Here is a 26106-nt window from a genome sequence, read left to right as displayed (position 1 = left end):
TCAGAAATTCCAGGATCCACCGAGGCGGATCTTGGTCCCTGGCATAGGATACCCTGTGTACAGGGCATAGGAAGAGTTGAGCAGGTTGTCAATTGCAACATACGTCTTCAGTGCCTTGGTAATCTGTACATTGACACTCACGTTAACCAGGACAATGGGATCGGTATAGGTGGTTTTCCCCAAATATTCTCCTGAAAGTGTAGCATCAAGACTATCGTTGCTATAGGTGAGCGAAGTTTTTGCAGTATGCTTTCGTACGGTGGAGACTTCAACATTATCGGAAACGGTTTGTCCATTCGAAAGGTCAAAACTCTTGTTATATTGATAACTTACCTGCATGGTGAAATAGGTATCGATTGCAAGTTTGAGACTTTGTTCGGTTCCGAAATACATGCTATGGGCAATATTATATGGAACGTAATTATCGTCGGCGTTTGCGGCAATTGCATTGTAGATATCCCTGGCAAACAAGCCCCCTTCATAAGAAAGCTGTCCAATTGAGTAGGTGAATCCTGCGTCGCCGTTAATACCTTTTTCTGTTTCAAGGTCAGCATTGCCATGATAGCCCCATTCGAGAGGCCAATACAGTTGACTGAAATTCGGTACATTCTCGGCATAGCTGACTGTTGCCTTGGCCGTGGCGTTATCTGAGAGTAGGTAGATTGCCCCAAGGGAAGCATTTGGCGATACGGCCTCTGTGTCGCTGATATAGGCAACATTAATACTCGGATGCAAGGAAAGACGATCGCCAGGCAGATAGATGCTTCCATTGGCATAGCCAGAAGGCATAACGCGCTGTTTTTTCCCGATCGAGGTACTGTCTACATAGTCAAGGGCTGTGTCGATACCGGTGACCAAGGAATAGTTTTCACCTAAATTCCAGTTCTGTTCAATCTGGGCATATCCCTTGTGCTTGTTATGGGTGCTGTCCGTGCTATCATCGTCATGGAAGAAGGTCTTGGCATAGGTATAGGCCAACGTCATTTTCAAACTTTGAAGTGGACCGAGGTCAAGGTTGTCATAGGTGACTGTATTGTTTGTCGTGACTTGGGTGTCCTTCTGGTAATCAAAAGGAGATGCCCAGGTAATTGTTCCAGGAACCTCAAGGTTCTGGAAGAAAGCAAGGTTGTTTGATTGAAAAGTAATGTTTTCTCCCACAGTGCCGTTTAGGTTGAGGTTGCCATGTAAATTATATACCCCTGCGTTTTCCCTGAGAGCCCTATCTGTATCGGTTTCATAGGTATACGCATTCTGGGCAATAATTCCTCCCAAGTTTGCCGATACTCCAAGTCCTTGTACATTGTTTGAATAGGAGAGGTCGAGTTTCTGGCTATCAACCAGGGAAGCCCAGTTATGCTTATCTGCAGACCCATAGGAGAGAGGGAGGAAAGACCCATTCTCCACGGTGAGGGTATAGGGGGTCTCTGAGGTTTCGCCTTTCTTGGTGATGATGTTGATCATACCGCCGATGGCATTGGTCCTTCCCAGGTTTCCTGATCCACTCTTGATTATCTCTATATGATCAATCATTCCAACAGGGATGGATGAGAGGTCATAGACTCCGTTATGGGCCGAGGAAAGTGGAACTCCATCAAGATATACGGCGGTTTTGTCCGAACTAGCCCCGCGTATCTGGACGTTCTGGGCTGCGCCTAGGGCACCATAAGAGGAGAAGGTCGTCCCTATTGCCTTGTTAACCAGTTCAGCGGTCGTTTCGGCATCATAGGCTTTGATTTGATCAGAGGTTATAAGAGTAACGCTCGAAGAACTGTTTGTTTCTGCTTCTGCGAAGGCTGCGTCTGAGACGACGAGTTCGTAGGCAGTTCCGATGTCTGTGTAATCCTGTGCACTAAGCGTCGTAAGGACAGCAAGCAACAAGACCAGTGAGAAGATTCCGCGCTTCTTCATGAAGGGCCTCCAGTAAAAAGTGTGCTTTCTTCGTGGAAGAGTGACGGAAATACAGAAATCGTCTTTTAAGCTGTCTCTTTTTCCACGAAGAATTTAAATCTGGAAACGTCTCCTGACTTACGATTCTATTTACTTGCAGACCTTCTCGTCCCAAGGACAATGGTAAACTCTGCTTTCATCATCGATTACAGTGGCGGGACCGTCGGGGAATCACACCCCGTTCCGTTTTTCCAGAACCAGCAACCTTATGCTAGTGGAAGTTTCTTGCTTGGTCAACATATAGCAAGAAAGCTACCCGATTAGGATAGCTTTCAGTCATGGAGATGAAAGTTTGTAGTACGTATATTAACTTGCAGTGTAGGTGAAGGTGACTGTTCCTGTGTAAGTATCTTCAAGGGCTGCTGCATATTGTGAATCATTGAGATCGGCAGATACTGCATAACTGAAGGCGGTAAGGCCAGTGAGGTTAGCAGAAGGAGCGAGAGTGTTGCCTGTATGGGTGGAGGCTGAAGTATCATAGGAAGCAGATCCGGCAGTTACGCTATAGTCGATGGTGTAGGGATTTCCGTTTGTTCCTGCAAGATGAGTCGCAGTTACTGTTACGGTAAAGCCAGTTCTCTTGTTGGACAGGATGTTCAGATAAGCCAGGGTTCCCGAAGCGGCTGAACTGTTTAGGGTTGCCGTGGAAACAGGACTTGCCAATGCCGTGTTATATGCAGTTACCGTAGAGGTCGTAAGTTGAACTGATGAAAGCGACATCAGGTTGATACCAGAAATATGGGTATTGAGGTCCAGTGTCTTGCTATCAGTTGCGAACAACCCGGCAGTGGCGATCAGTGCTATGGCAATCAAGGCAATAATATTCTTTTTCATTTCGTAGTCCTTTAGGAGTTTCGCTCCTATGCAAGATTTTTGTAAGTCCTTTTCCTGAACTTGACTTAACAATACAAACAATGAAGACTTATGTCAATAGATGTAATAAATAAATCATAAAATAATTAAAATTTTTTCTAAAATATTATTAATTATATATATAATAAATAAATAAAAGTATTTTGTATATTCCATACATATGACAATAGGATGTTGTTTGATATGAGAATGAGAGAAGATATTTAATTTAATGGTAATGCTATTGTTCCATAAATCTTTTTATATTATAAGTTAAGTCATATGTTATGTACTGTTAGCGAAGTATCTGTACACTTCTCCTGACGAAGAAGTTCGTCAGAGTTTACTTAGGGAAAACATTGTTTGCCATTGGTTTTGAGGAAAGGCGTTTTTGACAAGTTTTGATCTTGCCTTTATACAAGAATGAATGTGTCGTTTGTTTTTTGAATCTTTAGCTATGCTGGAAGAAGCTAGGTCAATTTTTAATTGGATGTATAGGTGAAGGTGATCGTGCCGCCATAGGTGCCTTCCAGGGCTGCCTCATAGGAGAGGTCCTCCAAATCGATGGAGACAGGATAGGAAAAGACTCTCAAGAGTCCATAGGCATACCCATTTCCCGGGAATGGATCTGTCGTTCCGTTCCCCTGATTACCATCGGTAAGGATGTTCTGGTTGTTCTCTGATGATTTTGTATCATAATGATAGGAGGAATCCAGAAATACCGTGTAGTCGATTCTGGAAGAGCTTTCGGCCTGGATAAGGGGAGTAGCTGTCATAGTGAGCGTGAAATTGTTTCTTTTATTGGTTTTTACATGAACATAGGCAATGGTATCAGTTTGTTCGGCATCCTGGACAGTGTATTCGGACAAGATGGGAGCAGTATCAAAATCATGAGTGGAAAGATTATGGTTGGTCTCGTCGGTAATCTTGATGTTGCTAGTCCCTTGAATGGGCACGCAGAGATCAAGTCCTGTAGACGAGGGAAGACCGTCGGCGAAGAGTGCTTGTCCACCGAGAAAGAGAATGATTGTCAGGAAAATCCAGGGATGATTTTTTGTCATTATGCTCTTCTTTTGGAAAGTGGTGTTTCTCTCCTGATGATTTTCTACACAATAATAATCAAGTCTGGAAATTGATTTGTCAATGGATGAAGAGAAAGGTAGGTAATGTCCTGTCGTTTGGTTTTTTTCTGGGGAAGGCGTTGGGAGATATTGAAGAGGTTGCCATAAACAGAAAAACCCAAGATGATTCTGATTGGAATCCTTGGGCCTTTGCTTTTTTGGGTAATGAATACCTTTACTGTTAATTAAGAGTTAGCGGTATAGGTGAAGGTGATTGTCCCTGTATAGGTATCTGCCAGAGCCATGGCAAACTCATTGTCATCAAGGTCCACTGCTATTGCATAACTGAAAGCGGAAAGGCCTGCTATACCGGAATCTTCAGTAATGGAATTTGTTCCCGTTTCATCTGACGTGTTGTAGGTTGCACTGCCTACTGTTGCAATGTAGTTGATCTCATAGGTGTTTTCTGTGTCAGCTGAAACAAGAGGGGTGGCTGTCATTTCCACCGTAAAACCGGTTCTCCTGTTGGTTAGGATACTCAACCAGGCAATGGTATCCCCGTCGGTATCTGTCGACACTGTCTCATTTGTTGGGTTGGCGGTTGCATTGTTGAAGGCATACACGCTGGGCGTGGAGGGGTTGAACTGACTCTCGGTTATTTTCATCAGGTTTATTCCTGAGATGGAAGTCAGGAGATACAGGTCGGAAGGTGCCGGAAGTGCTGCGAACAAAGCGAAGGAAGGTATTATAAAAGTAGCTAAAAGTATTGCTATAATATTTTTTTTCATATGATTATTCCTTTTGGAGATTTCAACTCCTCTGGTATCTATGGTTCTTGTATGAATTATACTATAAAAGAATGAAACATATGTCAATTCAATCCGGAGTAAATACTCTATAAATAGGAATTATTATCATTAGTGAAAGATATAGTTATACAATGCATAAAAATAATATATTTATTAGATAAAATTCTTATGTCATTTGTGTTGGCAATTTATGAGTATCATGTGGCTATGGGTACATATATTTGTTTTCAATGAATTTGTTTTTGTTATCAGGAAAAAAAGTTTATTTGTACTGTAGGTGTATTTATAAAGGCTAGTGCTGCATTGTCAGGCTATTGTCAGGCTATATCGGAGAATTGGTAGAAGAGGGAAGATCGTTTAATTAAGATAGGGAATTGGTAAAATGAAAGACAGGCAATCTCATTGTTCGCCTGAAGGCGAATGGAGGTTGCCTGTCTTTGGATAAAGCTGAAATTTACTGCAGTGCTTTGTATTTAGTATCGAGTTCCTTGCAGAAAGCGTTGACGTCGAATGTGTTTTTCATGGCATATTGGGTCAGGGTTTCGAACAAAGTGTTCTGGAACTCTGGGGTAAATACGACCAGATTGGCTTGCACATACAGATTGTCACCCTTGTAGGCATTGATATCGTTGAGAGCCTCAATGTCGACTTTGCTGTCGATGACACTGCCGGTTAGGCCGTGGGCATACTGGGCAAAGTAGGTCGCAGATTCCTTCGAGGACATATAGGTGAAGAAGTCTTTGGCTGCGGCGAGAACCTCTGGTTCCTTGGTGTTGTTGTAGACACAATAGGAACTGCCTGGTTTCACGATCATGACGGCTCCCGAAGAATCTTTGGAAGTCGGGAAGGCAAAGGCGCCGAGTCTGACGTCAGGGTTGATCCCCATGATGCCATCGATTGCCCAGGACCCGTTGAGGGTCATGGCGGCTTTTCCAGTTGCGACCATATTCATGGCATCATTCCATTTGGTCCCAAACGGATCTTTCCCCCAGTATGGCTTATAACTATAGAATATCTCTGCACAATCCTTGAAGGCCTGGTCTTCGGAGAACGGTACTTGCTGGGTCATTTTCTCCTTGAACCAATTTTCGTTGTCCATGCAACACTGTACATCGGTCAAGACCATGTCATAGTAGCGAAGGCACCAAAGTTCGGAGAAAGGTGCAGCGATCGGGGTAATCCCGTTTGCTTCCAATACTTTGCAAACTTCAGTAAGTTCAGAAGTAGTAGTAGGTACTGAAAGTCCATACTTTTCAAAGATATCCTTGTTGTAGAACATGCAGTAGGCATTCTTGTCGATGCACACGCCATAGACTTTTCCATCGACAGTACTTTGTGCAATGGTTGCAGCATCATAGTTCTCCATGCCCTTCATATCGGACACATCCGCACAATACCCTGCATCAACGAATTCGCTAAACAGTTGGTTGCCCAGATCGAAGATCATAGGGGCATCCCCTGAGGCAATCCTGGTCTTGAGCATTGTGTTGTACTGGTCCGAAGGAAGCAATTCCACGTTGATTTTTACGTTCGGATGTTCCACTTCATAATTCTGGACAAGAGTGTTTACCCAGGCTTGTTTTCCTTTTTCCTGTAAGTGGTGCATCCAAGTGAATTGAACTTGCTTCGTTTCACCTTGATTTCCGTTTGTCTTGTTTGTCTCGTTTGTTCCGGTTGCAAAAAGCATAGTCGAAAGCAAGCACAACGACAATACCAGATAAAATCTTTTTTTCATGCGATGATCCTCCCTATTATTTTCAATGCGTGATCATGAGCTTTTAGGATTTAACTGCTCCTGCGGTAATTCCGTCGACTAGGTACCTTTGCATGAGGAAGAAGAAGAGCAGAATGGGAGTCATGCAAATGAGGGATGCGGCAAAGGCCATTCCATAGTTCGAGGAAAACTGACCAAAGAAGTAATATTGTTTTACTGTCAGGGTTCTGACAGAGTCTTTCTGCAAAAGAATCAGGGCGATATTGAAGTCATTCCATATCCACATCATATGCAGGGCAGCGACGGTTGAGCTGATAGGTGTCAAAAGCGGGAATACAACTTTTCCAAATACCTGGTAGGGGTTGCAGCCATCCAACAGCGCAGCTTCCTCCAGCTCCTTGGGCACCGATTTTACAAAACCGATATAGAGGAAGGTTGCATAGGCAATGCTGTACCCAATCTCAAACAAGACTGCCCCGAACAGGGAATTCAGTAGCCCAAGGGTTTTGAACATTTTATATACGGGAATCATGAGTATCTGGAATGGGATCATGAGCGAGAGGAGATACACTTTTTCCATTGCTCCGATACTGTGGGTTCGTTTTCCATTGCGGGCAATGGTGTAGCCTCCCATGGAGGCGATGAGGACGATGAACGTGACAGAGGGAAACGTAACAAGTGCACTGTTTCTCAGGGAAGTAAGGAAGTTGCTTTCGGTAAGTCCTGTCAGGTAATTCTTCAGATAGAGTGGCTTGGGAAAGGCTATGATGGAATTTGCTATTTGCAGAGGTGACTTGAAGGAGGTCAATAAGGCGATGTAAATCGGAAATAAGCAAACTGCCATGCACAGGAGGGTCAGGAGTATCAGCAGGATTGTTTGGATTGACTTTCGTTTGTTTCTTGTATGGTTCATAGTTCAATCTCCCGCTTCCTGAAGAAATTTGAGACAAGGGTTCCTACAAGGCCGAGGAAAATTGCGAAGAACAAGGCAACGGCCTGACCGTATCCGGCTTTGTTGTATTGATATAGATTTTCGAAGATATAGATCGATATAGTTCTGGACGATCCTCCCGGTCCACCACCTGTTGCCGATAAGGTCATTGCAAATTCTCTGAGCCAAGAGGTCAGGGATAGGGTGAAACAGACGGTGAAGGCTGCATTCAGAAATGGTAGGGTAATATGCAAAAATCGTTTCCAGACGTTTGCCCCATCGATGAGGGCTGCTTCATACAGGTCGCGGGGAACTCCTTGGAGTCCTGCAAGATAGATGAGCATGTTGATACCGGAGGTATTCCAGATTCCCATTGTCGTAATGGCAGGTATTACCATGGCTGGATTGCCGAGCATGCTGTTTATATGAAATAGTTCGGAAAAGACTTCCTTGTAGATGAATCCCCAGATAAAAGCAGTAAGGATTGAACTGAAACAGACAGGAATGAAGAAAACCATGCGTGCAAAGTTTTTCATTCCCTTTGTTTTCTGATTAGCCAGCAAGGCGAGACCCAGGGATACCACATTGCTGCCTATTGTTCCCAGTACTGCAAATTTCAGGGAATTTTGTATTGGTTGTACGATTCGTGGGTCATGCAAGAAACTGATGAAGTTTTTCAGTCCTACATAATTATAAGTGGGGGCAATTCCGTTCCAATCGGTAAAGGCAATGTTGATTCCCATGATAAACGGAATGGCAATTGAAAAACAAAAGACCAAGATGCTGGGAAGAATGAATATGTATTGCGCTGTTTTCTTGCTGTCAAGAAAATGGGATTTCTTCATTGTCTTCGGCTCCCTGATTTTTCTGGTATGGTTAGTTACCATTGTTCTTTTTATTAGCATAAAGCCTAATTACTATCTGTCAAGTAAAGTTTACTAAACTTTACTAAAAGAATAATGAACTTTTACTTGTTTGGGAACTGAACATATATTAGGATTGTATTAAATGATACTGACGAGCCATAGCGGTAGTTGGTAGATGACATTTTTCTGATAGTAAGGTAGATATGGCAACAATCAAGGATATCGCAAACAAGGCAAGAGTCTCTTCTTCAACCGTTTCTCGGGTTCTCAACCATGATGTCAGTTTGAGTGTCAGTGATGAGACGAAACTGAGGGTGCTGGCAATTGCGGAGGAATTGGATTACGCTCCGTTGTCCCAACGGAAACGCGTTAAGAAAGACCAGGCAAATCGCCGTACTATTGCCATTGTCGAATGGTACAACGGGGCTGCCCTGGTTGAGGACCCTTATTATCTTTATTTGATGACAACCGTCGAGAAGCAGTTGTCGAAGAATAATATCGATACGTTCAAGTTTATTTCCATAGACGGGGAGTATGTCCCTTCCATGAACAATGCGATCGACGGGATGATTGCCATTGGGAGATTCACAGTCGAGCAGATCGAGAAGTTCACTGCCTATACGGACAGGATTGTTTTTATTGATTCTTGTCCTGATCCTTCCCGTTTCGATTCCGTACTTGCCGATGCCTGGATAGGGACGCTCCAGGCTCTGGATTATTTATATGAGCTGGGGCACCGGGATATTGCATTCATCGGTGGTAAGGTAATCGGGGACTGTGGTGGTAAGGGGAGCGATACAAGGAAGGAAATTTACTGTTCATTCATGAAGGCCAAAGGCCTTGATACTGAATCCTTGTTACTTGAAGGGGATAACCTTTCCTTCAACCAGGGATTCTTGCTTGCCGGTAAACTTTTGCAACAATCAGTTAGGCCCAGTGCCGTGTTCTGTGCGAATGACACTATGGCAATCGGGGTGATGACCAGGTTCCATGAGGCTGAGATACATATGCCTGACGATATGAGCATCGTTGGATTCAATGATCTTCCCTCGGTCAAGTACGTTGATCCTCCCTTGACGTCGGTACGGATTCCCATGCAGGACATAGCTCAGGCAGCAGTGGAGCTTCTTAATTCCAGGATAGCAGAGAATGGACGCCTGCCTCGCAAAGTAACCATCCCTACCTTATTGATGGTGAGAGAGAGTACGAGGGAGATTGGGAAGGCATAGAAAAAGATGATTGTATTCATCCTTTTTCATTCATATGATTTGTTTTATAGCAAAGCCAACTAAGATAATTTTGTAAAGGTTAAGGTTGTCTCTCAAGGCAAGGAAGCTCAGACAGACAATTTATAAGGGGCGGCCTCAAACAATGGTTGCGGCTCTTGGGAAGCCCTGTGGTGCAGATACCGATGTTCAGAGCGTTCAATAAAATGATTCACTTCAGAATGGAAAGTATCGTCTTGTATGTCCCCTTTTTTATCTCCTAGAAGCCACTGAAACAAACCAACAACATGATCAAGACGGTATATAGTGTGGACAGTATGCTGTTATTTTCTTGCTTGTTACCAAAACAAAAAAAGCTACCTAGTTAAAGGTAGCTCCATAATTAAATGAATTTGATTATTACAAAGTTTATACAGCGGTGAAGGTAAAGGTAATATCACCAACGTAAGTGCCTTGAGCTGCTGCATCCCAATCCGCATCAACTACTTTAACTGCGATTGGCAACGTTCCAGCTACTGATCCAGCTGTTGTTACACCTTTTAACTCGATAGAACTTGATGCTGCCGTGCCTGCATCTGTAGAAAGAAGTGATACTGGTGATGTATCACCAACCTTCACGGTATAATCAATTCTACTTGTGCTAGTACTTGTACCTGTAACATACATGCTTTTTGCCGTAAAGGTAGTTGTGAATGCAGCAGTTTGGTTACTGAAGAAATTCAGATTAGCAACAGGTGTATATACATCAACAGCAGTTTTCCCTACCGTAACAGGAGCCGTAGCACCAAGTGCCGTCAAAGCATCAAAAGCTGCCAAAGTTGATGTTGCAGTCAATAATCCTGTAGTTGAATAAGCAGTAAGTTTCACGTTAGCTTTTTCAGCAACAACTGTCGTTACTTGCATTGCTGCAGTAGTAGCAAATACCCCAACCAACGCCATTGTCATTACAAGCAAGATAGCAATAGTCTTTTTCATTTTTTTCTTCCTTTAGGGAGCTCCAAGCTCCTATGCAAGCTTCTTTTCATTCGATTGCTCTTTCCCTGAGCACACTTTGATAATACGCAGAATGAAGACTTATGTCAATACAAAAAAAATAATTTTTATTAAAATATTAAAAAAAATTAAAAAAAATTATTAATATATATAATATAAAGAATTAATAATATTGACTATATTGCAAACATATGACAAATGCGCATAAGTTTACGTGATATGTTTAGGAAATAATCCCTTTTGTTAGTTTTCTGGTACAAAGTAGGTTCTCTGAATAACCAAGTTACGTGATAAGTTTTGCCTAAGTTTGTACATGCCTTTCACGTTTAGTTTGATGTTTGTATCTCTATTCCTTAGATATAAGGTTTATTTTGGAAGATGGAAAATGCAGGAATTTTCCTCTGGTTTCGCTATTCAATGTCTTTTTATGCAACCTTTATTGGTGTGATAAATAAGAAATGCAACCATTTTTCAGCAAAGAATTGCCCAAGAGTCAAGAATTTTGCTGATGCTGTATGTTTTTTGTTGCAAAGAAACAATACTCTCGGCAATAATAACAGCATCTTACGTGTGTGGAGAGGTTTGTATGAAGAAAATTACTGTTTGCTTGTTGGTTGTTCTTCTTTCCTGCTCATTCGTATTTGCCAATGGCAATTCAGAAGAGAAACTGACCAAGGAAAAAGAAGTGGTTATCGGGGTATTTGAACCACAGACCGGTGAAAATGGTGGTGGTGGATACCAGGAAGTCCTGGGCATGAGATATGCGAATAAAGTATATCCAACCGTAACCATCAATGGCGAAACCTATACGGTAAAACTCGTCGAGGCCGACAATAAATCGGACAAGACTGAAGCAGTGAGTGCAGCCCAGAGCCTTATCAGCAGCGGCGCCTCCGTAATCCTTGGTTCTTATGGCTCAGGCGTATCCATTGCTGCCGGCGATATCTTCGCGGACAACAAGATTCCTGCCATCGGTGCCTCTTGCACCAACCCCCAGGTAACCCAGGGTAATGACTATTATTTCCGTGTATGTTTCCTCGATCCTTTCCAGGGAACCGTCATGGCCAACTATGCTTGGCAAGAAGGGGCAAAGAAGGCCGCTATCATCACACAACTCGGTGATGATTACTCCTCAGGTCTTGGAAACTTCTTCAGCAAAGCCTACACAGCCCTCGGTGGCCAAGTGGTCAGTGAACAGCGTTTCCAGACCAACACCACTGACTTCAAATCAATCTTGACCAACATCAAGGCCGCCGATCCTGAAGTTGTTTTTGCTCCATCCTCCATTGCCACCGCTCCGCTTATCATCAAGCAGGCTCGTGAACTTGGAATTACAGCAAAGATCATGGCTGGTGATACCTGGGAAAATTCCTCGATCATCGAGAATGCAGGGGCAAGTGCCGAAGGCGTTGTTCTCTCTACCTTCTTTGATGGTGCAAAACCTGCTACTGCCGAAGCTGCAAAATTCATCAAGGATTTCCCTGCCTTCCTGAAAGAAAACAATCAGCCTGAGATTATTCCTGCTGTTTCCGCTCTTGGTTATGACGCCTATCTCGTTGCCCTCAAGGCTATCGAGACTGCAAATTCCACCAAGGGTGAAGCTATTCGCAATGCCCTGGTCGGTGTAAAGATCGAAGGCGTAACCGGTGCCATTGCCTTTGATGCCAATGGTGATGCGGCCAAGGATATGGCTTTTATCAAGATCGTCAAGGACGGACAATTCAAGTTCCTCAAGACTGTCAGCGTAAAATAAACTGGATCCTGCATAAGCCTTCCGGGGCGGTTACCGCCCCGGATATTTCTTGTTCTTTTTGTATAATTATTAACTGCAAGATATTAATAATTGTGGGTAGGGAGACTTTCGGATGAGTATGACAACAATCCTGCAACATTGCTTGACGGGAATTTCACTTGGAGGAGCGTATGCTCTGATTGCCATAGGCTACACCTTGGTCTATGGTATTCTTCGTCTGATCAATTTCGCCCATGGCGATATCTTTATGATGGCCGGATATTTCATGATTTTTTCCCTAGCCAGCTTGCCTTGGCCCATTGCTATCATTGTAACGTTGGTAGTGACTACCCTGATGGGAGTTGGCATTGAGCGAATAGCCTACAAACCGTTGAGAAGTGCTCCTCGGATGTCCATCATGATCAGCGCCATCAGTGTCTCCTATCTTTTGCAGAATTTGGCTACCTATCTGTTTACTGCAATTCCCCGTGGGTATCCTGAAATTCCGTTTCTCAAGAAAATTTATCATCTCGGGGAACTCAGTGCTTCCTTTGTTACCTTGCTTACCCCCATCATTACCATCATCCTTGTAATCCTTTTAATGATATTGGTGAACAAGACCAAGACAGGCATGGCAATGCGTGCCGTCAGCAAGGACTTCGAAACAGCGAAACTCATGGGAATAAATATCAATGGAGTCATTTCCATCACCTTTGCCATCGGTTCCTTTTTGGCCGCTGTTGGTTCCATCCTTTATTTTACTGATCGAATGTCCGTGACACCTTTTTCGGGAACCCTGCCTGGCCTCAAATGTTTCGTTGCCGCTGTCTTCGGTGGTATCGGGAATATCCCAGGGGCCGTCATTGGTGGCTTTTTCATCGGTATCGTGGAAACGTTGCTTGTTGCCCTTGGGTACTCGACGTTCTCCGATGCCTTCACCTTTCTTTTATTAATCGTAATGCTCCTTGTCCGACCGACCGGACTGTTCGGCGAAAAAACCGTGGAGAAAGTATAACCTATGCAAGTAAAACGAAACACCATACTCACTATTGTTTCCTCTGTCGTATTGGTTGCTCTCCTTTACTGGCTGAGTTTCCATAAATCGGGCAACGGGATGTTGATTTCCATTCTGCAGAAAAGTGCAATCCTTGCCCTGGTCGCGGTCTCCATGAACTTGCTCAACGGGTTTACCGGGTTGTTCAGCCTCGGACAGGCAGGCTTCATGTCCATCGGTGCCTATACAACCGCTATCTTGCTAATTCCTGTCAAGAATCTTGACGGTGTCTACTATATGAATGGAGTCAGCCCGGCGATCAGGGGATTCAAGATCATGGTCGCCAATTCTCCTGCATGGTTCCAGAGTTTGTTTCCCTTCATTGCCTTGCTGCTCGGAGCCTTGTTTGCTGCCTTGCTTGCTGCCTTGGTGGGTATTGCCGTACTCAGGTTGAAGAGTGATTATCTGGCCATTGCTACCCTGGGACTCTCGGAAATCGTGCGTGCAATCTTTTCTGCCCCTGAATTGGACCAGGTCACCAATGGTTCCTACGGGTTGAACAAGATTCCGACCTTCCCGGCGATGTTCGGTGGCTTGGTTCCTTCCCTGGTAACGCCGTTTGTCATTGTCGCCCTTTGCGTAGCGTTCATGATGTTCTTGATCAAGAGCTCCTACGGAAGGGCCTTCAAGGCAATTCGCGAGGACGAGATCGCCGCAGAGGCCATGGGAATAAATCTTTTCAAGCATGAAGAGATGAGCTTTGTTGTCAGTTCCTTTTTCTCTGCGCTTGCCGGTGGCTTGCTTGCTATGTACATGCGTTCCATCGAGGCGAAGACCTTCTCCATCTCCCTGACCTACGACATCCTTCTTATCGTTGTCATCGGCGGTATAGGAAGTGTCACCGGTAGCATCCTTAGTGCCTTCTTGGTAACAGCTTCCAAGGAGTGGTGGTTGAGGTTCTTTGACCAACCCTTGAATCTTTTCGGTTGGCAAGTTCCTCTTTTCAGGACTGGTTTCAGAATGATCATCTTCTCCATTCTCTTGATGGTCGTGGTATTGGTATACCGCAGAGGGTTGATGGGCAGCAATGAATTCAGCTGGGATCGGTTATTTGCATTCTTTGGCAAAAAAAGAAAGGCTGAAGGGGGTGCCAAATGAGCGACATCCTTTTGAAGACTGATCATCTGACCATGCAATTTGGTGGTGTTGTTGCCGTTGATGACCTCAATATCGAGATACCTACCGGAAAGATCGTTGCCCTCATCGGACCCAACGGGGCCGGCAAGACTACGGCTTTCAATGTAATTACCGGAGTCTATTCCCCGACTAACGGGGCGGTCTCCTTCGACAACCGGGTGATCGGCGAGAATTATCCCCGGTCGAAGATGAAAAAGATCTATAACGGAAGCTATAAGACCCTCTCTGAGAAGCAGGTGGTCAATACTCCCGATAAGATTACGTATCTGGGTATGGCCCGAACTTTTCAGAATATCAGGTTGTTCAAGGAACTTACGGTTTTCGAAAATGTCTTGATTGCCAAGCATTGCCATATCAAGGCAGGCTTGCTTCGCTCTACCTTCATGCTCAACAAGGCAGAGGAGAAGGCGATGCATGAACAGTCCGATACCTTGCTCGAAACGGTTGGCCTGAGTGAACACCGCAATGAGAAGGCTTCTTCCTTGCCCTATGGAAAACAGCGTCGTCTGGAAATCGCCAGGGCCTTGGCTACCGGGCCCAAACTTCTGTTGCTCGATGAACCGGCAGCAGGTATGAATCCCAAGGAAACCGAGGAACTTGCCTTGTTTATCCAGGAGATCAAGCAAACGTTCGACCTGACGATCTTTTTGATAGAACACCATATGAATCTGGTCATGGATATTTCCGACAAGATCTATGTACTCGATTATGGCAAGACAATCGCCGTGGGAAATCCCAAGGAAATCCAAAACGATCCGGCTGTAATCAGAGCCTATCTGGGAGTTGAAGAAGTATGAGCCTGTTAGAAATACGTGACCTGAAAGTTTGTTACGGTGGTATCGTCGCTCTCGATGGTATCTCCTTCGATGTCAATGAGCATGAGATTGTTACCCTCATCGGGGCCAATGGGGCAGGGAAGTCCACTACCTTGCGTTCCCTCATGGGATTGGTTCCCATTACCAAGGGAACCATTGTCTATGATGGGGAGGTAATCAATGGCCTCGATACCCAGAAGATTGTCCAGAAGGGAATTGTCTTGGTTCCCGAGGGCAGAAGGGTATTTCCGAACCTGACCACCTTGGAGAATCTGAAGATCGGCGCCTACTTGCAAGATGAAAAGACCGTGCAACCGAATCTTGAGAAGGTCTATAGTCTCTTTCCCCGGCTTTTGGAACGACACTGGCAGTTGGCGGGAACTCTCTCGGGAGGGGAACAGCAGATGCTTGCCGTAGGGCGTGCCTTGATGGCCAACCCCAGGGTGATCATGATGGATGAACCTTCCCTTGGTCTGGCTCCCTTGGTGGTCAAGGATATTTTCTCGATCATCAAGAAGATCAACGAGGCAGGGGTAACTGTTCTGCTTATAGAGCAGAACGCCAACGTCGCCCTCAGGACTGCTGACCGTGGCTATGTCATGGAAACAGGTACCATCTCGATGACCGGGCCTGGAAAGGTATTGCTTGAGGACGAGGCAATCAAGTTTGCCTATCTGGGAAAGACCAGATAGGAGAACTAGGGTCAGGTATTTTCCTTGCCAATTTATATCAAACATCTCATTGTCTGTATGTCAGGCTAGAGACCTTAAACCTATCCCATAATAAAAGATGGCTAGACAGCCATCTTTTATTATTTGGGCTAAGAGTTTTCGGTTTGCAAAGATGTTGTGCAATTCTTACGTTAAGAATCATAGCAAGACCTGTCAGTGCGTTTCCATGTCCTGCTTTTCGGACAAAAAAACAACTCCATAAAATTGGAGTTGCCTTCTTTAAAAGGTGCCAATCGGATTCGAACCGATGCATCAAGGTTTTGCAGACCTTTCCCTTACCACTTGGGTATGGCACCATGAATTTCGTACAGTTGACCATAACAGAATATTTAATGATAATCAAGAGGAAATTGTTGAGAACTATCTGAGTCTTGCCAAAGAAGGAGATTTTTCATGAAGAAGCATATGTTGGTCATTTCATTGCTGTTATTGTTTCTGGGAACGGGGCTTTTTGCTGCTGCTCCGGAAACCTGGGCGAATTCCTCGGTGATCTATGATTATCCCTATAACTCAAGCTTGACGCTCACTTCCGGGCAGACGGATGCCCTGGGCTATGATTTCTCTTGGTTTGTCTTCCCCAATGGTTCTGATATCGGCTTGGAAACCAAAATGGCGATATCCTTTTCTCTTGATGCAACCCCGAATTTTTTGAGAATATCTCTTTTCACGGGGCCTAGTTTCACGACCATTCTTGCCGGTGGCGTCATTGGTTTCCTTTCGGTAGGACCTTCCTATACACTGACAGGAACAGATGATATAGCAAATAATACAGAACAGCAGCTCGGGCTTGGTCTCGATCTCGGTGCTCGTTTCAGGTTTGCCGGCAATGAACGATGGGATTGTGGATTTATCGTGGGAGCCTACTCAAATGTTGCCTTCCTGCATATTGTAAATAATTCCAGGGTATCAGGATTGTCAGGGGACGTCATTCCCTATGTAGGCTTTTCTTTTGGTTCGAGTTTTGCATTCCGGCATGCTCGCTATTATCCAGGATATACAGTCTACAACCCGGTTGTCTATTTCTAGGAAAATCTAAATTTCAACGTGTGACCTGCATTTGTGTGTAATGCAGGTTTTTTTATGCAAAAAAGGAAAAGCTGTAAGCATTTTGTTGACATTTGAATGTTTATGATTATATTATGAAAGTGTTCATAGGTAAATGTTCAAAAACGTTCAAGGAGCTTCTATGTCGACTATTCCTGCAGGAAGGCACCAATACATCCTTTCCCTTATCAACAAGAACGGAACGGTGAATGTTGCCGACCTTGCCGGGGAACTGGAAGTCAGTGAACTTACCATACGTCGGGATCTTGACCAAATGGCCAAGGATGGCCTGGTTGAACGAACACATGGGGGAGCTGCTGCCAGAAGAAATCTTCCTGTTGAACCTGATTATCTGCAGAAAGCCTCGGAATTCCCTGACGAAAAGGAAGCAATAGGGAAATTGGTCGCAACCTTGATTGAGGAAGGGGATACGCTGTACGTGAACAGCGGTTCCACGACCTTTGAGGCCATCAGGGCAATCGTTGCCCTCGGAAAAAAAGTCACCATAGTAACCAATAACATCGATGCCATCTGGCTTTGCAAGGAGCAGGAACAAATCAGGCTCATCCTCGCAGGTGGTGTCTATCGTCCCCGTTCCCATTCCGTATCAGGTTCACTTTCGTCCTATATCGTATCTGAAGTATATGCAAATAAAGCAATCATAGGGGTTGATGGATTTTCTCTTACCGCAGGGCTTTCGACCCCGGTACTTGAAGAGGCAGAGACCACCCGAGCCATGATTGAACATACCGTAGGAAAGGTCATCGTCGTTGCCTGTGGAAACAAAATAGGGGTTGTCTCGAACTTCAAGACAGTATCCCTGGACAGAGTGGATGTCTTGGTGACCGACCAAAATGGCGGTCATATAATCGAGCAAATGGAAACCCCTGAAGGTTTGCAAGTATTGATAGCTGAAGAAAAAATTTAGGAGGATCATATGAAGTTTTTGGATGAATACGCCGACCATTACGCAGATTGTGCTTGGATTCACTTTCCTGAACTTGAGAAGTTCATGGTAGATGCCTTGGTTCATGCAGGAATTCCCGCATCTGATGCCAAGATCATTGGAGATGTCCTTATCGAAAGCGATAAGCGTGGAATTGACAGCCATGGAATCGGCCGACTCAAACCTATCTATATAGATCGCATTGACATTGGCATCATGGATCCCATTACCAACATCGAGGTTGTCAAGGACCAGGATGCAACCGCAGTTCTCGATGGACATAATGGAATGGGGCATGTAGTCGGAAAGAAGGCCATGGACATGGCCATCGAGAAAGCCAAGAAATATGGCATGGGAATGGTCGTCGTACGTAATTCCAACCACTATGGAATTGCCGGATATTATGCAACCATGGCAACCCAGGCCGGAATGATCGGTGTTACCGGTACCAATGCCCGTCCCTCCATCGCACCAACCTTTGGTGTGGAAAATATGCTCGGGACAAACCCCCTTACCTTTGGGCTTCCTACTGATGAAGCCTTCCCCTTTGTTCTCGACTGTGCTACATCCGTAAGCCAGAGAGGAAAGATTGAAGTCTATGGAAGGGCAGGAAAAGAACTCCCTCCAGGATGGGTCATCGATCATGAGGGAAAGACCAGAACCGATACGAAGCAAGTCCTGGTTGATCTTACCACGGGACAAGCTGCCCTTACTCCGCTCGGGGGCATTGGGGATATGACCGGTGGCTACAAAGGCTTCGGGTATGCAACAGTCGTGGAAATTCTTTGCGCTGCCTTGCAAGATGGTGCCTGGATGAAAGCGCTCAATGGTTTTGATGAGAATCACAAGCCGATTCCGTATCCTCTTGGGCATTTCTTCATTGCCATCGATCCTGAGCATTTCATGGGGCTTGAGACTTTCAAGCGTATTGCCGGAACCATTTGCCGCCAGTTACGTGCAAGTGAGAAAGCTCCTGGTGAAGACTATATTTTCACTGCCGGAGAGAAAGAATATCTTGCTTACCAGTACCGTTTGGAACATGGTTGCCCGGTTCCTCCCTCCTTGCAGAAGGTTATGGTAACGCTTCGAGACCGATTCAAGATGGATTATCATTGGGATTTTGAGAATAAATAAGGAGTAGTCAGATATGCGCGATGAATTGAAAGAAAGGGCACTGGCCTACCACTGCCTAGATGGTGTTCCCGGAAAGGTAAGCGTAGTTCCTACCAAACCCTGCCAAACAGCAGATGATTTGGGTCTTGCCTATACACCAGGGGTTGCGAAGCCCGTATTGGCCATTGAAGAGAATCCTGAGGATGCCTACAAGTATACCTCCAAAGGAAATCTTGTTGCTGTCATTTCCAATGGCACGGCAATCCTGGGTCTTGGTGACCGAGGGGCTTTGGCCAGCAAGCCTGTAATGGAAGGAAAGGGTGTCTTGTTCAAGAGATTTGCCGATATCGATGTATTCGATATCGAAGTAGATGAGAAAGATCCCGAGAAGGTCATTCAGATCGTGAAAGCTCTCTGTCCGACTTTTGGCGGAGTGAACCTTGAGGACATCAAGGGACCCGAATGTTTCAGGATTGAACAGGAACTAATCAAGCAATGCCCAATTCCAATCTTCCACGATGACCAGCATGGGACTGCTATCATCGCAACGGCAGGATTGATGAATGCCTGTGAGGTCGTTGGGAAAAAACTTTCCGAAGTCAAGGTTGTAGTCAATGGAGCCGGTGCTGCCGGTATTTCCTGTGCAAAGATGTTTGTATCTGCCGGTGTCAAGCGTGAGCGTATTGTCATGTGTGATAGCAAGGGCGTCATCTACAAGGGCAGGCCCGCCGGGATGACCACCGAGAAACAAGAATTTGCGACTGCGCGTGATGTAAGGACTCTTGCAGAGGCCATGGTGGGAGCCGACTTCTTCATGGGACTCTCTGTTGCCGACTGCGTAACAGCCGAGATGCTACTTTCCATGGCCAAGGATCCCGTTGTCTTTGCCATGGCCAACCCCAATCCTGAAATTGCCTATGATGTAGCCATTGCCACTCGAAAAGATCTCATCATGGCAACCGGCAGAAGCGATTATCCGAACCAGATAAACAATGTTCTGGGCTTCCCCTTTATTTTCCGTGGTGCCTTGGATGTAAGGGCTTCAAAGATAACCGAAGGCATGAAGATGGCCGCAGCCCTGGCTTTGGCCAAATTGGCCAAGGAACCAGTTCCTGAGTCAGTTTCAAAAGCCTATGGTGGAGTGAAATTCAGTTTTGGTCGTAATTACATCGTGCCCAAGCCGTTTGATCCCCGGGTCATCGAATATGAGGCTGTCGCAGTTGCGAAAGCAGCTTGTGAAGAAGGTGTTGCCTTGCATCCAATTACTGATTGGGAAGCCTATAGGCTGTCCTTGGTAAAACGGATGGAAAAATACTGGAACTGATATCGTGTATGGATAAAAGAAAAGGTCGCTAGGGTGAAAACCATGGTGGCCTTTTCTTTTGTCGTCTCTTGATGTTTTCATGTAGACCAATGATCCAGCATTATTTTGAACTAAAATACTCTATTGGCGTAGAGTATTTTTGATTTGTTCTCAAACAAGTGAAATTATTATGGCAACAACTCAAATATTTTTCACTTCTTTTTGCGTTCTGCAAGGAATTTTAAGTTCTTTGACTTCTTTTTCCCAGTTCAAGTTTGGCAACCGATATTTTCCTACTGAAGAATATCCGGTGAACCACAAAAAAACCACCCTTTATAAGAGTGGCCTTTATTTCCTACTTGCGAAAAGCTAGGCAACTATTTCAAATAAAATCTTTTTACTCTACAATGAGTAACGTCTTGAGTTGCTCCTTTGCCTGGGTGAGGATATTGTTGTACTGGGCATCGAGCTGAGAGAGATTCTTGTCCAATAGTTTCATGAATTCAGGGTCTTGTTCAGGTCTGATTACGAAGTCAGAGCCATATTGCGCTCTCATCTGAGCCTGTTTTTGTTCTAGTTGCGGGCCGAATTGTTGTTTCATTCGGTCAATCAAGTCTTCTTGGTTCTTGAAATATTGGGAAAAGAATCCTTCCATCTGTCCCATGAGGTCAGAAAGTTCTGCATCGTCCGGTTTGATAATCGAAGCAAGCGCAGCTACCTTTGCGAAATTATCCTGGAAATTGGAAGTCCGGGGTAACATCAAGTTTGCAAGCAGGGTAAGAGCCATGCCTTCCTGTATAAGGGTCTTGTCTTCACCGGTATACGAGGCCAATTTCTCTGCTGTCTCTTCTTTGGTAACATCTATATCCATAAGAAAGGCAGCGGCAAGCTGACGTCCTTCCTTGATCTTTAGGTCGTGTTTGATTTTCTGGGAATCTACCTGCAATGTTTCTGTCTTTTCCAAAGCGATTTCCCATGCTGATTTTATGAGTGCCATCATGTTCTCCTTGCAACTTTTACTAAGATACCCATAATACCCTTCTTGGACAAGTCTGGTTTTGATGATACGCTTCCCGATATGGAAATGGAACAATCAATTATCTATGCCTTCGATATTTTCGGTACGCTTGTTTTTGCAATAACCGGGGCGGTCAAGGGCGTTCGTTGCAAATTGGACTTTCTGGGAGTCATCGTACTGGCCTGTACAGTAGGTTGCGGTGGTGGCATGCTTCGCGATATCCTCATCGGGGCAACTCCGGTTGCCGCCTTGTCCAATAGTGCTTACATTATTGTATGTGCTTCTGCAGGTGTCGTGGTATTTTTTCTTGCTCCCATATTTGTGGGCCGATGGAGAGTCATCCTGTTTTTGGATGCGATCGGGTTGGGCGTTTTTACGGCTCTTGGGGTTGCAAAGGGATCGATGTATGGTATTGGCCCGGTAGGTCAGCTTCTATGCGGAGTGTTTTCCGCTGTCGGTGGTGGGGTTATCAGGGACATCATGACTAGATCTATCCCCACTGTTCTTGTAAGCGATTTTTATGCAACCGCTTCCTTTATCGGAGGAATTATGTATCTGTCCCTGGAATATACTCCCTTGGGCTTGTTGGGCAGATTCCTGGTTTGTACTTTTGTAGTGCTCTTTATCAGGCTCTTGGCCATCAGATATAAATTTCATCTTCCCGTGGCAAAAACCGCTTTGCCAGTTGACGACCATTTGACCATGCAAAATTAAAAAGGATTTTCAATGACAACAAGAGCAATGTATTATGAACAGCCGTATCTCCAGACCTTGGAAGTCAAGGTCCTTGCTCTTGGTGAGGAAGGTGTAATTCTGGATCAGACCATCTGTTATCCTGAAGGAGGAGGGCAACCCGGGGACCGAGGTGTTCTCGGAGGATGCCCTTTGCTCGATACGGTAAAGGATGACAAGAAACAGATATTTCATAAGGTCAAGGATCCTTCTTTTTCGGTAGGGGACCAAGTAACCCTTACACTCGATTGGCCTCATCGATATCACTACATGCGTATGCATACATCTCAGCATATTGCCAGTGGAGTCCTGTATTCCCAGTTCAAAATTGGCACGGTAAGCGTACACCAAGGGGAAAAACTACTGACCATCGAGACTGATGCCTCTTATCTTGAGGAGTCTCGTTGCTACCAGATAGAGGATGCAGTGAACAAGGCCATCGGGGAAGCTCATGCAGTGCATTATGAAGTGCATACTCATAAAGAGGCGGAAGCTCTTGGTCTTCGTCGTTCCATAAAGGTCCAAGGTGACGGAATTCGTCTGGTTGTTGTCGATGACATCGATACCATTGCCTGTGGAGGCTTGCATACTGCCAACACCAGTGAAGTGGGCTTGTTCCAATATGTTTCCCAGGAAAAACTCCGTGGTCATATTCGCCTGATATTTTCCGTAGGAATCGAGGCGCTGGCAGAAATACGGGAAAATCGCCGTATCGTTGCTTCCCTCTGTTCTCTTTATTCGGCACAGAGGGAGACTCTTGTGGAAGTGGCAGAAGCCTCTCTGCGTCAGGCTTCACAGGATAGATCCTTGTTGCAAAGAAAAGAGCAACGACTTGCCGAAGTCTTGCTTGCCTCTCTGGTGCAGACAGCAGAAATGAAAGATGGAATTCCCCTGGTTTTCTGGGAAGTGCCTGAGGACTTGGATTTCAAGCAGGTTTCCCAGGCTTTTGCTTCCTTTCCTGATTTGGCACTCTGTGCAGCGAAAGAAGAGGGGGACAGGTTGCTTTGGTTGGTCGCCCTTGGAGGAAAAGCTGCACTCTTTCTTGATTTCAATCAGGTAAGGAGTTCCTTGCTTGCTCCTATTGAAGGTAAGGGAGGGGGACGGCCCCCAGTTTGGCAAGGTGCAGGGAAGGGGAAAGCTGCTGAGTTCTTCAAGTCTTTCAGGAATTTTTTATGAAGGTATTCGAAAGACTGAAAAGAATATTTTCCAAAGAAAGCCTGATGCTTGAGGATGGCACCCTGGATTTCAAGCAGTTGCTTTTCAAGACAGTCCTTGCGTCAGCTACGTTTCTGTTATTGATTTTCTTTGTTATCCATTTGATGCATTTGAAGACATTCAGCAATTCCGTTTCCATTCAGAAATTCATCAACGATTTTGGTATGAAAGGAGTGGTTATCTTTGTCTATCTGGTAGACCTGCTCATTCTGCCCTTGTCGCCGGATATGATGTGGCCTTTTGTGCTTTCCTGGCATCCAATGACAGCAATTCTTGTCATGGGCGTGAGTTCCATGGCAGGAGCCTATAGTGCCTACCTGATGGGAAGGCTCATCGGGTTGATTCCGTTTATCAAGAATTTGACGCTTCGTCTGGCAGGAGATGATTCGGAGAAGATTCTCAGAAAGTATGGAATCTGGGCAATTGTCATTTCCGGACTGACTCCACTTCCTTTCTCTACAATATGCTGTATAGCAGGGATTCTGAAGTTGAAACCATTGCCAGTTTTTGCTGCTTGCCAGATTCGTTTCGTCAGGATGGCAATCTACTACCTCATCTATTCCTCGATTCTTGGATAAGGACTTTATAGTCTTGTTTTCTGGAGAATATTGAACTGTTATCCCATTACCAATGGGTTATTGGAATCTGATGCCCCCATTGCTGTAGATGAGCTGACCATTTATCCATCCGCCTTTTTCAGAACAGAGAAATTCAACAAGGTTTGCACAGTCCTCAGGCCTGCCTATCCTATTGAGAAACGTCGCATCCTTTATATTTGTCATAAGTTCTTCTTGCATCCACCCTGTATCGGTTGCCCCTGGGTTGATCACGTTTGCAGTTATTCCTTTCGTTCGGTTTTCTTCGGCTGCCGCCAACACAATCCGGTCCAACGCCCCTTTGCTTGCCCCATAGGGCAAATTGTGTGCAACGTGGTCGCTTGTGATAGCTATGATACGTCCTGTCCCAAACTCACTGGAAAACTGGCCGCTGAAGTCGCGAACCAATAACCAGGTAGCTCTGGTATTTACTGCAAAATGGAGATCAAAACTCTCTTTGGTAGTTGTTTGGATATCACTATCAACCGAGTGACAATGGGAAAGTATGAGCGCCGTGATAGTTCCAAGGGACTGGGTTGTTTGCTGTATCACCCTTGAGGGAGTCTGGACATCGGATAAATCAGCTTCAATGATAAATATATTTGCACCCAGGTCCTTGAGTTCTTTCACGAGTGACTCGACTTCCCTGGGATTACTACCCCAGGGCATGGTAGCATCATAAGGTTGCCAATAAGTTAAGGCCAGGTCCCAGCCAGCTTTGGCCAAGGTCCTTGCAATCGATGCGCCTATTCCAATTTTTCTGCTGACTCCTGTTATCAGGGCTATTGGTTTGATGTTTATATCCCCTTTGTAACTTCTCTAATATTGCCTAGGTGCCGGCAAGGGCCCGACACCCCTGGACAATCTATTTTAGCAGGGCTGCTTTCGCCTCTGCAATGACAAGACGAGTGCGCATAGGGGCATCGCCCACATAACCCTCGGCATCAAGGGAAGCAAGTACTTCCTCTTCGCTCATGTAGCTCAGGACCACAGGATCGGACTTCAAGGAGTCTGCAAGCGGATTTGCCCTTCCTTCCTGGACTTCCGTCCAAGCTTTCAAGCTATGGTTGCGAATCAACTCATGCATCTCTTGTCTGTTGGCTCCTCTTCGTCCCAATTCCATCATAAGACGTTCGCTTGCGGCAAAGAGTCCATAGGTATCGAGATTCCTCTTGATCCCAGTCTCATGTATTTGCATACCGCTTACGACCTTTGTCGCGGTCATGAGAATTTCATCGACGGACAGGAAGCATTCGGGAAGGACAAACCGACGGTTGGCACTATCGTCCAGGGTTCTTTCGAGCAAAGTAGAGGCAGCATTCTGCCAGAGTACTTCACTTTGGGAAGAGACAAATCTGCAAAGACTGTCAATTTTTTCGCTATTGATTGGGTTTCGTTTGAAAGGCATGGCAGAGGAGCCTACCTGCTTGGCCCCGAAGGGTTCGCTCCATTCCCCGATGGGAGGGCTCTGTAAAATCCTGAAATCGATAAAGAACTTGTAGAGAGTGCAACAAAGCCCGCTAAGAGTGCTGACTACTCGCCAATCTTGTTTGCGAGGATAGACTTGAGTGGCTGCCGTAAAGGATTTTATTCCCAATTGGGCCATCACTTTCTCTTCCATTGCAAAAGGGGTCATTCCGGTACCAAGCAACAATTCCCTGTAGCTGGCTGAGGTTCCCACAGCCCCCTTCATACCTTTTCCCCTGATCGAGGCCTCTACTGCTTCCAAAGCCTCGAGGTCGGCAATCAAGTCTTGGGCTGTCTGGGCAAAACGATACCCGACGGTTGTCGGTTCAGCAGGTTGTATATGAGTAAATGCCATACAAGCTTTGTCTGCATAGATATCCATTTTGTCAATGAAAGTCTGCAGCAAGGTTTTTGTTTTCTCGATGGTAAGGGACAGGGCCTGTTTGAGTCTCAGGGCATCCATGTTATCCAAAATATCCATGCTGGTAGCCCCGAGATGGATGATGCTTCCACCCTTCGGGCATTGTTCGGCATATGTCTTGATCTCTGCCATCAGATCATGATGAATCTCAGCTTCAATCTCGCTTGCACGTTCAATATCAATGTCATCTTTATGGGCAATCAGTTCACAAAGTTGTTCTTCAGTGACAAGGCCTGCATCACGTTGAGCCGTAGCCAACGCAATCCAGACCTCTCTGAGCAATTTCCGTTTGTGTTCTTCACTGTAAATGGAACGCATTGCATCGCTTCCATATCGCCAAGTAAACGTAGAGATGTACGTGTCATGGGTATAACCGGTCATAA

General features: G+C 45.3%; 25 protein-coding genes, 1 tRNA gene and 1 riboswitch. Of the genes, 14 read left to right on the top strand and 12 right to left on the bottom strand.

Annotated features, from left to right (window positions below; genetic code table 11):
- The 3 genes from ACHZBG_RS04785 to ACHZBG_RS04775 form a co-directional block, all read right to left on the bottom strand.
- On the bottom strand, window positions 1-1908 hold the full coding sequence (locus ACHZBG_RS04785; RefSeq protein ID WP_320128308.1) for a TonB-dependent receptor domain-containing protein: 1908 nt from the start codon (window positions 1906-1908) through the stop codon (window positions 1-3).
- An 83-nt stretch (window positions 1909-1991) separates the two neighbouring features.
- Window positions 1992-2164, bottom strand: a riboswitch (cobalamin riboswitch).
- An 89-nt stretch (window positions 2165-2253) separates the two neighbouring features.
- The gene (locus ACHZBG_RS04780; protein ID WP_320128307.1) at window positions 2254-2781 is read right to left on the bottom strand and encodes a hypothetical protein; all 528 of its coding nucleotides are present in this window, start codon (window positions 2779-2781) and stop codon (window positions 2254-2256) included.
- 500 nt (window positions 2782-3281) lie between these two features.
- Window positions 3282-3860 carry a hypothetical protein gene (locus ACHZBG_RS04775; protein WP_320128306.1) on the bottom strand — a complete coding sequence of 193 codons (579 nt, stop codon included), beginning with the start codon at window positions 3858-3860 and terminating at the stop codon, window positions 3282-3284.
- Window positions 3861-3946: 86 nt separating this feature from the next.
- Between ACHZBG_RS04775 and ACHZBG_RS04770 the strand changes: the two genes are divergently transcribed.
- Window positions 3947-4105, top strand: coding sequence for a hypothetical protein (locus tag ACHZBG_RS04770; protein WP_320128305.1), 159 nt, complete (start codon window positions 3947-3949; stop codon window positions 4103-4105).
- Here the strand turns inward: ACHZBG_RS04770 and ACHZBG_RS04765 are convergent, their stop codons facing one another.
- The 4 genes from ACHZBG_RS04765 to ACHZBG_RS04750 form a co-directional block, all read right to left on the bottom strand.
- Window positions 4106-4648 (bottom strand): hypothetical protein, encoded by a 543-nt coding sequence (locus ACHZBG_RS04765; RefSeq protein ID WP_320128304.1) that lies wholly within the window; start codon window positions 4646-4648, stop codon window positions 4106-4108. It lies immediately after the preceding gene.
- 475 nt (window positions 4649-5123) lie between these two features.
- Window positions 5124-6404: an extracellular solute-binding protein gene (locus ACHZBG_RS04760; RefSeq protein WP_320128303.1), complete on the bottom strand. Its 1281-nt coding sequence runs from the start codon at window positions 6402-6404 to the stop codon at window positions 5124-5126.
- Window positions 6405-6447: 43 nt separating this feature from the next.
- On the bottom strand, window positions 6448-7296 hold the full coding sequence (locus ACHZBG_RS04755) for a carbohydrate ABC transporter permease (RefSeq protein ID WP_320128302.1): 849 nt from the start codon (window positions 7294-7296) through the stop codon (window positions 6448-6450).
- On the bottom strand, window positions 7293-8219 hold the full coding sequence (locus ACHZBG_RS04750; protein WP_394699325.1) for a carbohydrate ABC transporter permease: 927 nt from the start codon (window positions 8217-8219) through the stop codon (window positions 7293-7295). Before ACHZBG_RS04750 ends, ACHZBG_RS04755 begins: the two co-directional genes overlap by 4 nt.
- Before the next feature lie 164 nt (window positions 8220-8383).
- Here ACHZBG_RS04750 and ACHZBG_RS04745 point away from each other — a divergent pair, with 164 nt between their 5' ends.
- Window positions 8384-9409: a LacI family DNA-binding transcriptional regulator gene (locus tag ACHZBG_RS04745; protein WP_320128300.1), complete on the top strand. Its 1026-nt coding sequence runs from the start codon at window positions 8384-8386 to the stop codon at window positions 9407-9409.
- 405 nt (window positions 9410-9814) lie between these two features.
- Here the strand turns inward: ACHZBG_RS04745 and ACHZBG_RS04740 are convergent, their stop codons facing one another.
- Window positions 9815-10381 carry a hypothetical protein gene (locus ACHZBG_RS04740; RefSeq protein WP_320128299.1) on the bottom strand — a complete coding sequence of 189 codons (567 nt, stop codon included), beginning with the start codon at window positions 10379-10381 and terminating at the stop codon, window positions 9815-9817.
- Window positions 10382-10985: 604 nt separating this feature from the next.
- On the opposite strand from ACHZBG_RS04740, the gene ACHZBG_RS04735 reads away from it, so the two are divergent.
- The 5 genes from ACHZBG_RS04735 to ACHZBG_RS04715 all read left to right on the top strand — a co-directional run bounded on the left by ACHZBG_RS04735 (window position 10986) and on the right by ACHZBG_RS04715 (window position 15829).
- A complete protein-coding gene (locus ACHZBG_RS04735; RefSeq protein WP_320128298.1) occupies window positions 10986-12152 on the top strand; it encodes an ABC transporter substrate-binding protein in 1167 nt (388 codons plus the stop codon).
- A gap of 112 nt (window positions 12153-12264) precedes the next feature.
- Window positions 12265-13146, top strand: coding sequence for a branched-chain amino acid ABC transporter permease (locus ACHZBG_RS04730; protein WP_320128297.1), 882 nt, complete (start codon window positions 12265-12267; stop codon window positions 13144-13146).
- A 3-nt stretch (window positions 13147-13149) separates the two neighbouring features.
- Window positions 13150-14283 carry a branched-chain amino acid ABC transporter permease gene (locus ACHZBG_RS04725; RefSeq protein ID WP_320128296.1) on the top strand — a complete coding sequence of 378 codons (1134 nt, stop codon included), beginning with the start codon at window positions 13150-13152 and terminating at the stop codon, window positions 14281-14283.
- Complete coding sequence (locus tag ACHZBG_RS04720; protein WP_320128295.1) at window positions 14280-15119, top strand: ABC transporter ATP-binding protein; 840 nt, start codon at window positions 14280-14282, stop codon at window positions 15117-15119. The genes ACHZBG_RS04725 and ACHZBG_RS04720 overlap by 4 nt, the downstream gene beginning before the upstream one ends.
- Window positions 15116-15829 carry an ABC transporter ATP-binding protein gene (locus ACHZBG_RS04715; protein ID WP_320128294.1) on the top strand — a complete coding sequence of 238 codons (714 nt, stop codon included), beginning with the start codon at window positions 15116-15118 and terminating at the stop codon, window positions 15827-15829. The genes ACHZBG_RS04720 and ACHZBG_RS04715 overlap by 4 nt, the downstream gene beginning before the upstream one ends.
- Before the next feature lie 263 nt (window positions 15830-16092).
- Here the strand turns inward: ACHZBG_RS04715 and ACHZBG_RS04710 are convergent.
- Window positions 16093-16164: transfer RNA gene (locus ACHZBG_RS04710), tRNA-Cys, on the bottom strand.
- A gap of 97 nt (window positions 16165-16261) precedes the next feature.
- On the opposite strand from ACHZBG_RS04710, the gene ACHZBG_RS04705 reads away from it, so the two are divergent.
- From ACHZBG_RS04705 to ACHZBG_RS04690, 4 genes are all read left to right on the top strand, one after another.
- Window positions 16262-16894: a hypothetical protein gene (locus ACHZBG_RS04705; RefSeq protein WP_320128293.1), complete on the top strand. Its 633-nt coding sequence runs from the start codon at window positions 16262-16264 to the stop codon at window positions 16892-16894.
- Window positions 16895-17054: 160 nt separating this feature from the next.
- Window positions 17055-17840: a DeoR/GlpR family DNA-binding transcription regulator gene (locus ACHZBG_RS04700; protein WP_320128292.1), complete on the top strand. Its 786-nt coding sequence runs from the start codon at window positions 17055-17057 to the stop codon at window positions 17838-17840.
- Between the two features lie 9 nt (window positions 17841-17849).
- Complete coding sequence (locus tag ACHZBG_RS04695; protein ID WP_320128291.1) at window positions 17850-18992, top strand: Ldh family oxidoreductase; 1143 nt, start codon at window positions 17850-17852, stop codon at window positions 18990-18992.
- A gap of 13 nt (window positions 18993-19005) precedes the next feature.
- Window positions 19006-20295 (top strand): malic enzyme-like NAD(P)-binding protein, encoded by a 1290-nt coding sequence (locus ACHZBG_RS04690; RefSeq protein WP_320128290.1) that lies wholly within the window; start codon window positions 19006-19008, stop codon window positions 20293-20295.
- A gap of 376 nt (window positions 20296-20671) precedes the next feature.
- Here the strand turns inward: ACHZBG_RS04690 and ACHZBG_RS04685 are convergent, their stop codons facing one another.
- Window positions 20672-21271 (bottom strand): DUF6657 family protein, encoded by a 600-nt coding sequence (locus tag ACHZBG_RS04685; RefSeq protein ID WP_320128289.1) that lies wholly within the window; start codon window positions 21269-21271, stop codon window positions 20672-20674.
- Between the two features lie 45 nt (window positions 21272-21316).
- Here ACHZBG_RS04685 and ACHZBG_RS04680 point away from each other — a divergent pair, with 45 nt between their 5' ends.
- The 3 genes from ACHZBG_RS04680 to ACHZBG_RS04670 are packed head-to-tail and all read left to right on the top strand — an operon-like array spanning window position 21317 to window position 23817.
- Window positions 21317-22006, top strand: a complete 690-nt coding sequence (locus tag ACHZBG_RS04680; RefSeq protein ID WP_320128288.1) for a trimeric intracellular cation channel family protein — start codon at window positions 21317-21319, stop codon at window positions 22004-22006.
- Window positions 22007-22018: 12 nt separating this feature from the next.
- Entirely contained in the window at window positions 22019-23200 is a 1182-nt protein-coding gene (locus ACHZBG_RS04675; RefSeq protein WP_320128287.1) for an alanine--tRNA ligase-related protein, read from the top strand.
- On the top strand, window positions 23197-23817 hold the full coding sequence (locus ACHZBG_RS04670; RefSeq protein WP_320128286.1) for a VTT domain-containing protein: 621 nt from the start codon (window positions 23197-23199) through the stop codon (window positions 23815-23817). The genes ACHZBG_RS04675 and ACHZBG_RS04670 overlap by 4 nt, the downstream gene beginning before the upstream one ends.
- A gap of 57 nt (window positions 23818-23874) precedes the next feature.
- On the opposite strand, the gene ACHZBG_RS04665 is transcribed toward ACHZBG_RS04670, so the two are convergent.
- Window positions 23875-24612 carry an SDR family oxidoreductase gene (locus tag ACHZBG_RS04665; protein ID WP_320129228.1) on the bottom strand — a complete coding sequence of 246 codons (738 nt, stop codon included), beginning with the start codon at window positions 24610-24612 and terminating at the stop codon, window positions 23875-23877.
- 88 nt (window positions 24613-24700) lie between these two features.
- Entirely contained in the window at window positions 24701-26104 is a 1404-nt protein-coding gene (gene purB, locus ACHZBG_RS04660; protein ID WP_320128285.1) for an adenylosuccinate lyase, read from the bottom strand.
- Between the last annotated feature and the right edge of the window lie 2 nt (window positions 26105-26106).

Source organism: uncultured Sphaerochaeta sp. (assembly GCF_963676625.2).
GTDB lineage: Bacteria > Spirochaetota > Spirochaetia > Sphaerochaetales > Sphaerochaetaceae > Sphaerochaeta.
The sequence above is the reverse complement of the archived record's forward strand: the minus strand, read 5'-3'. Positions and strand labels throughout refer to the sequence as shown.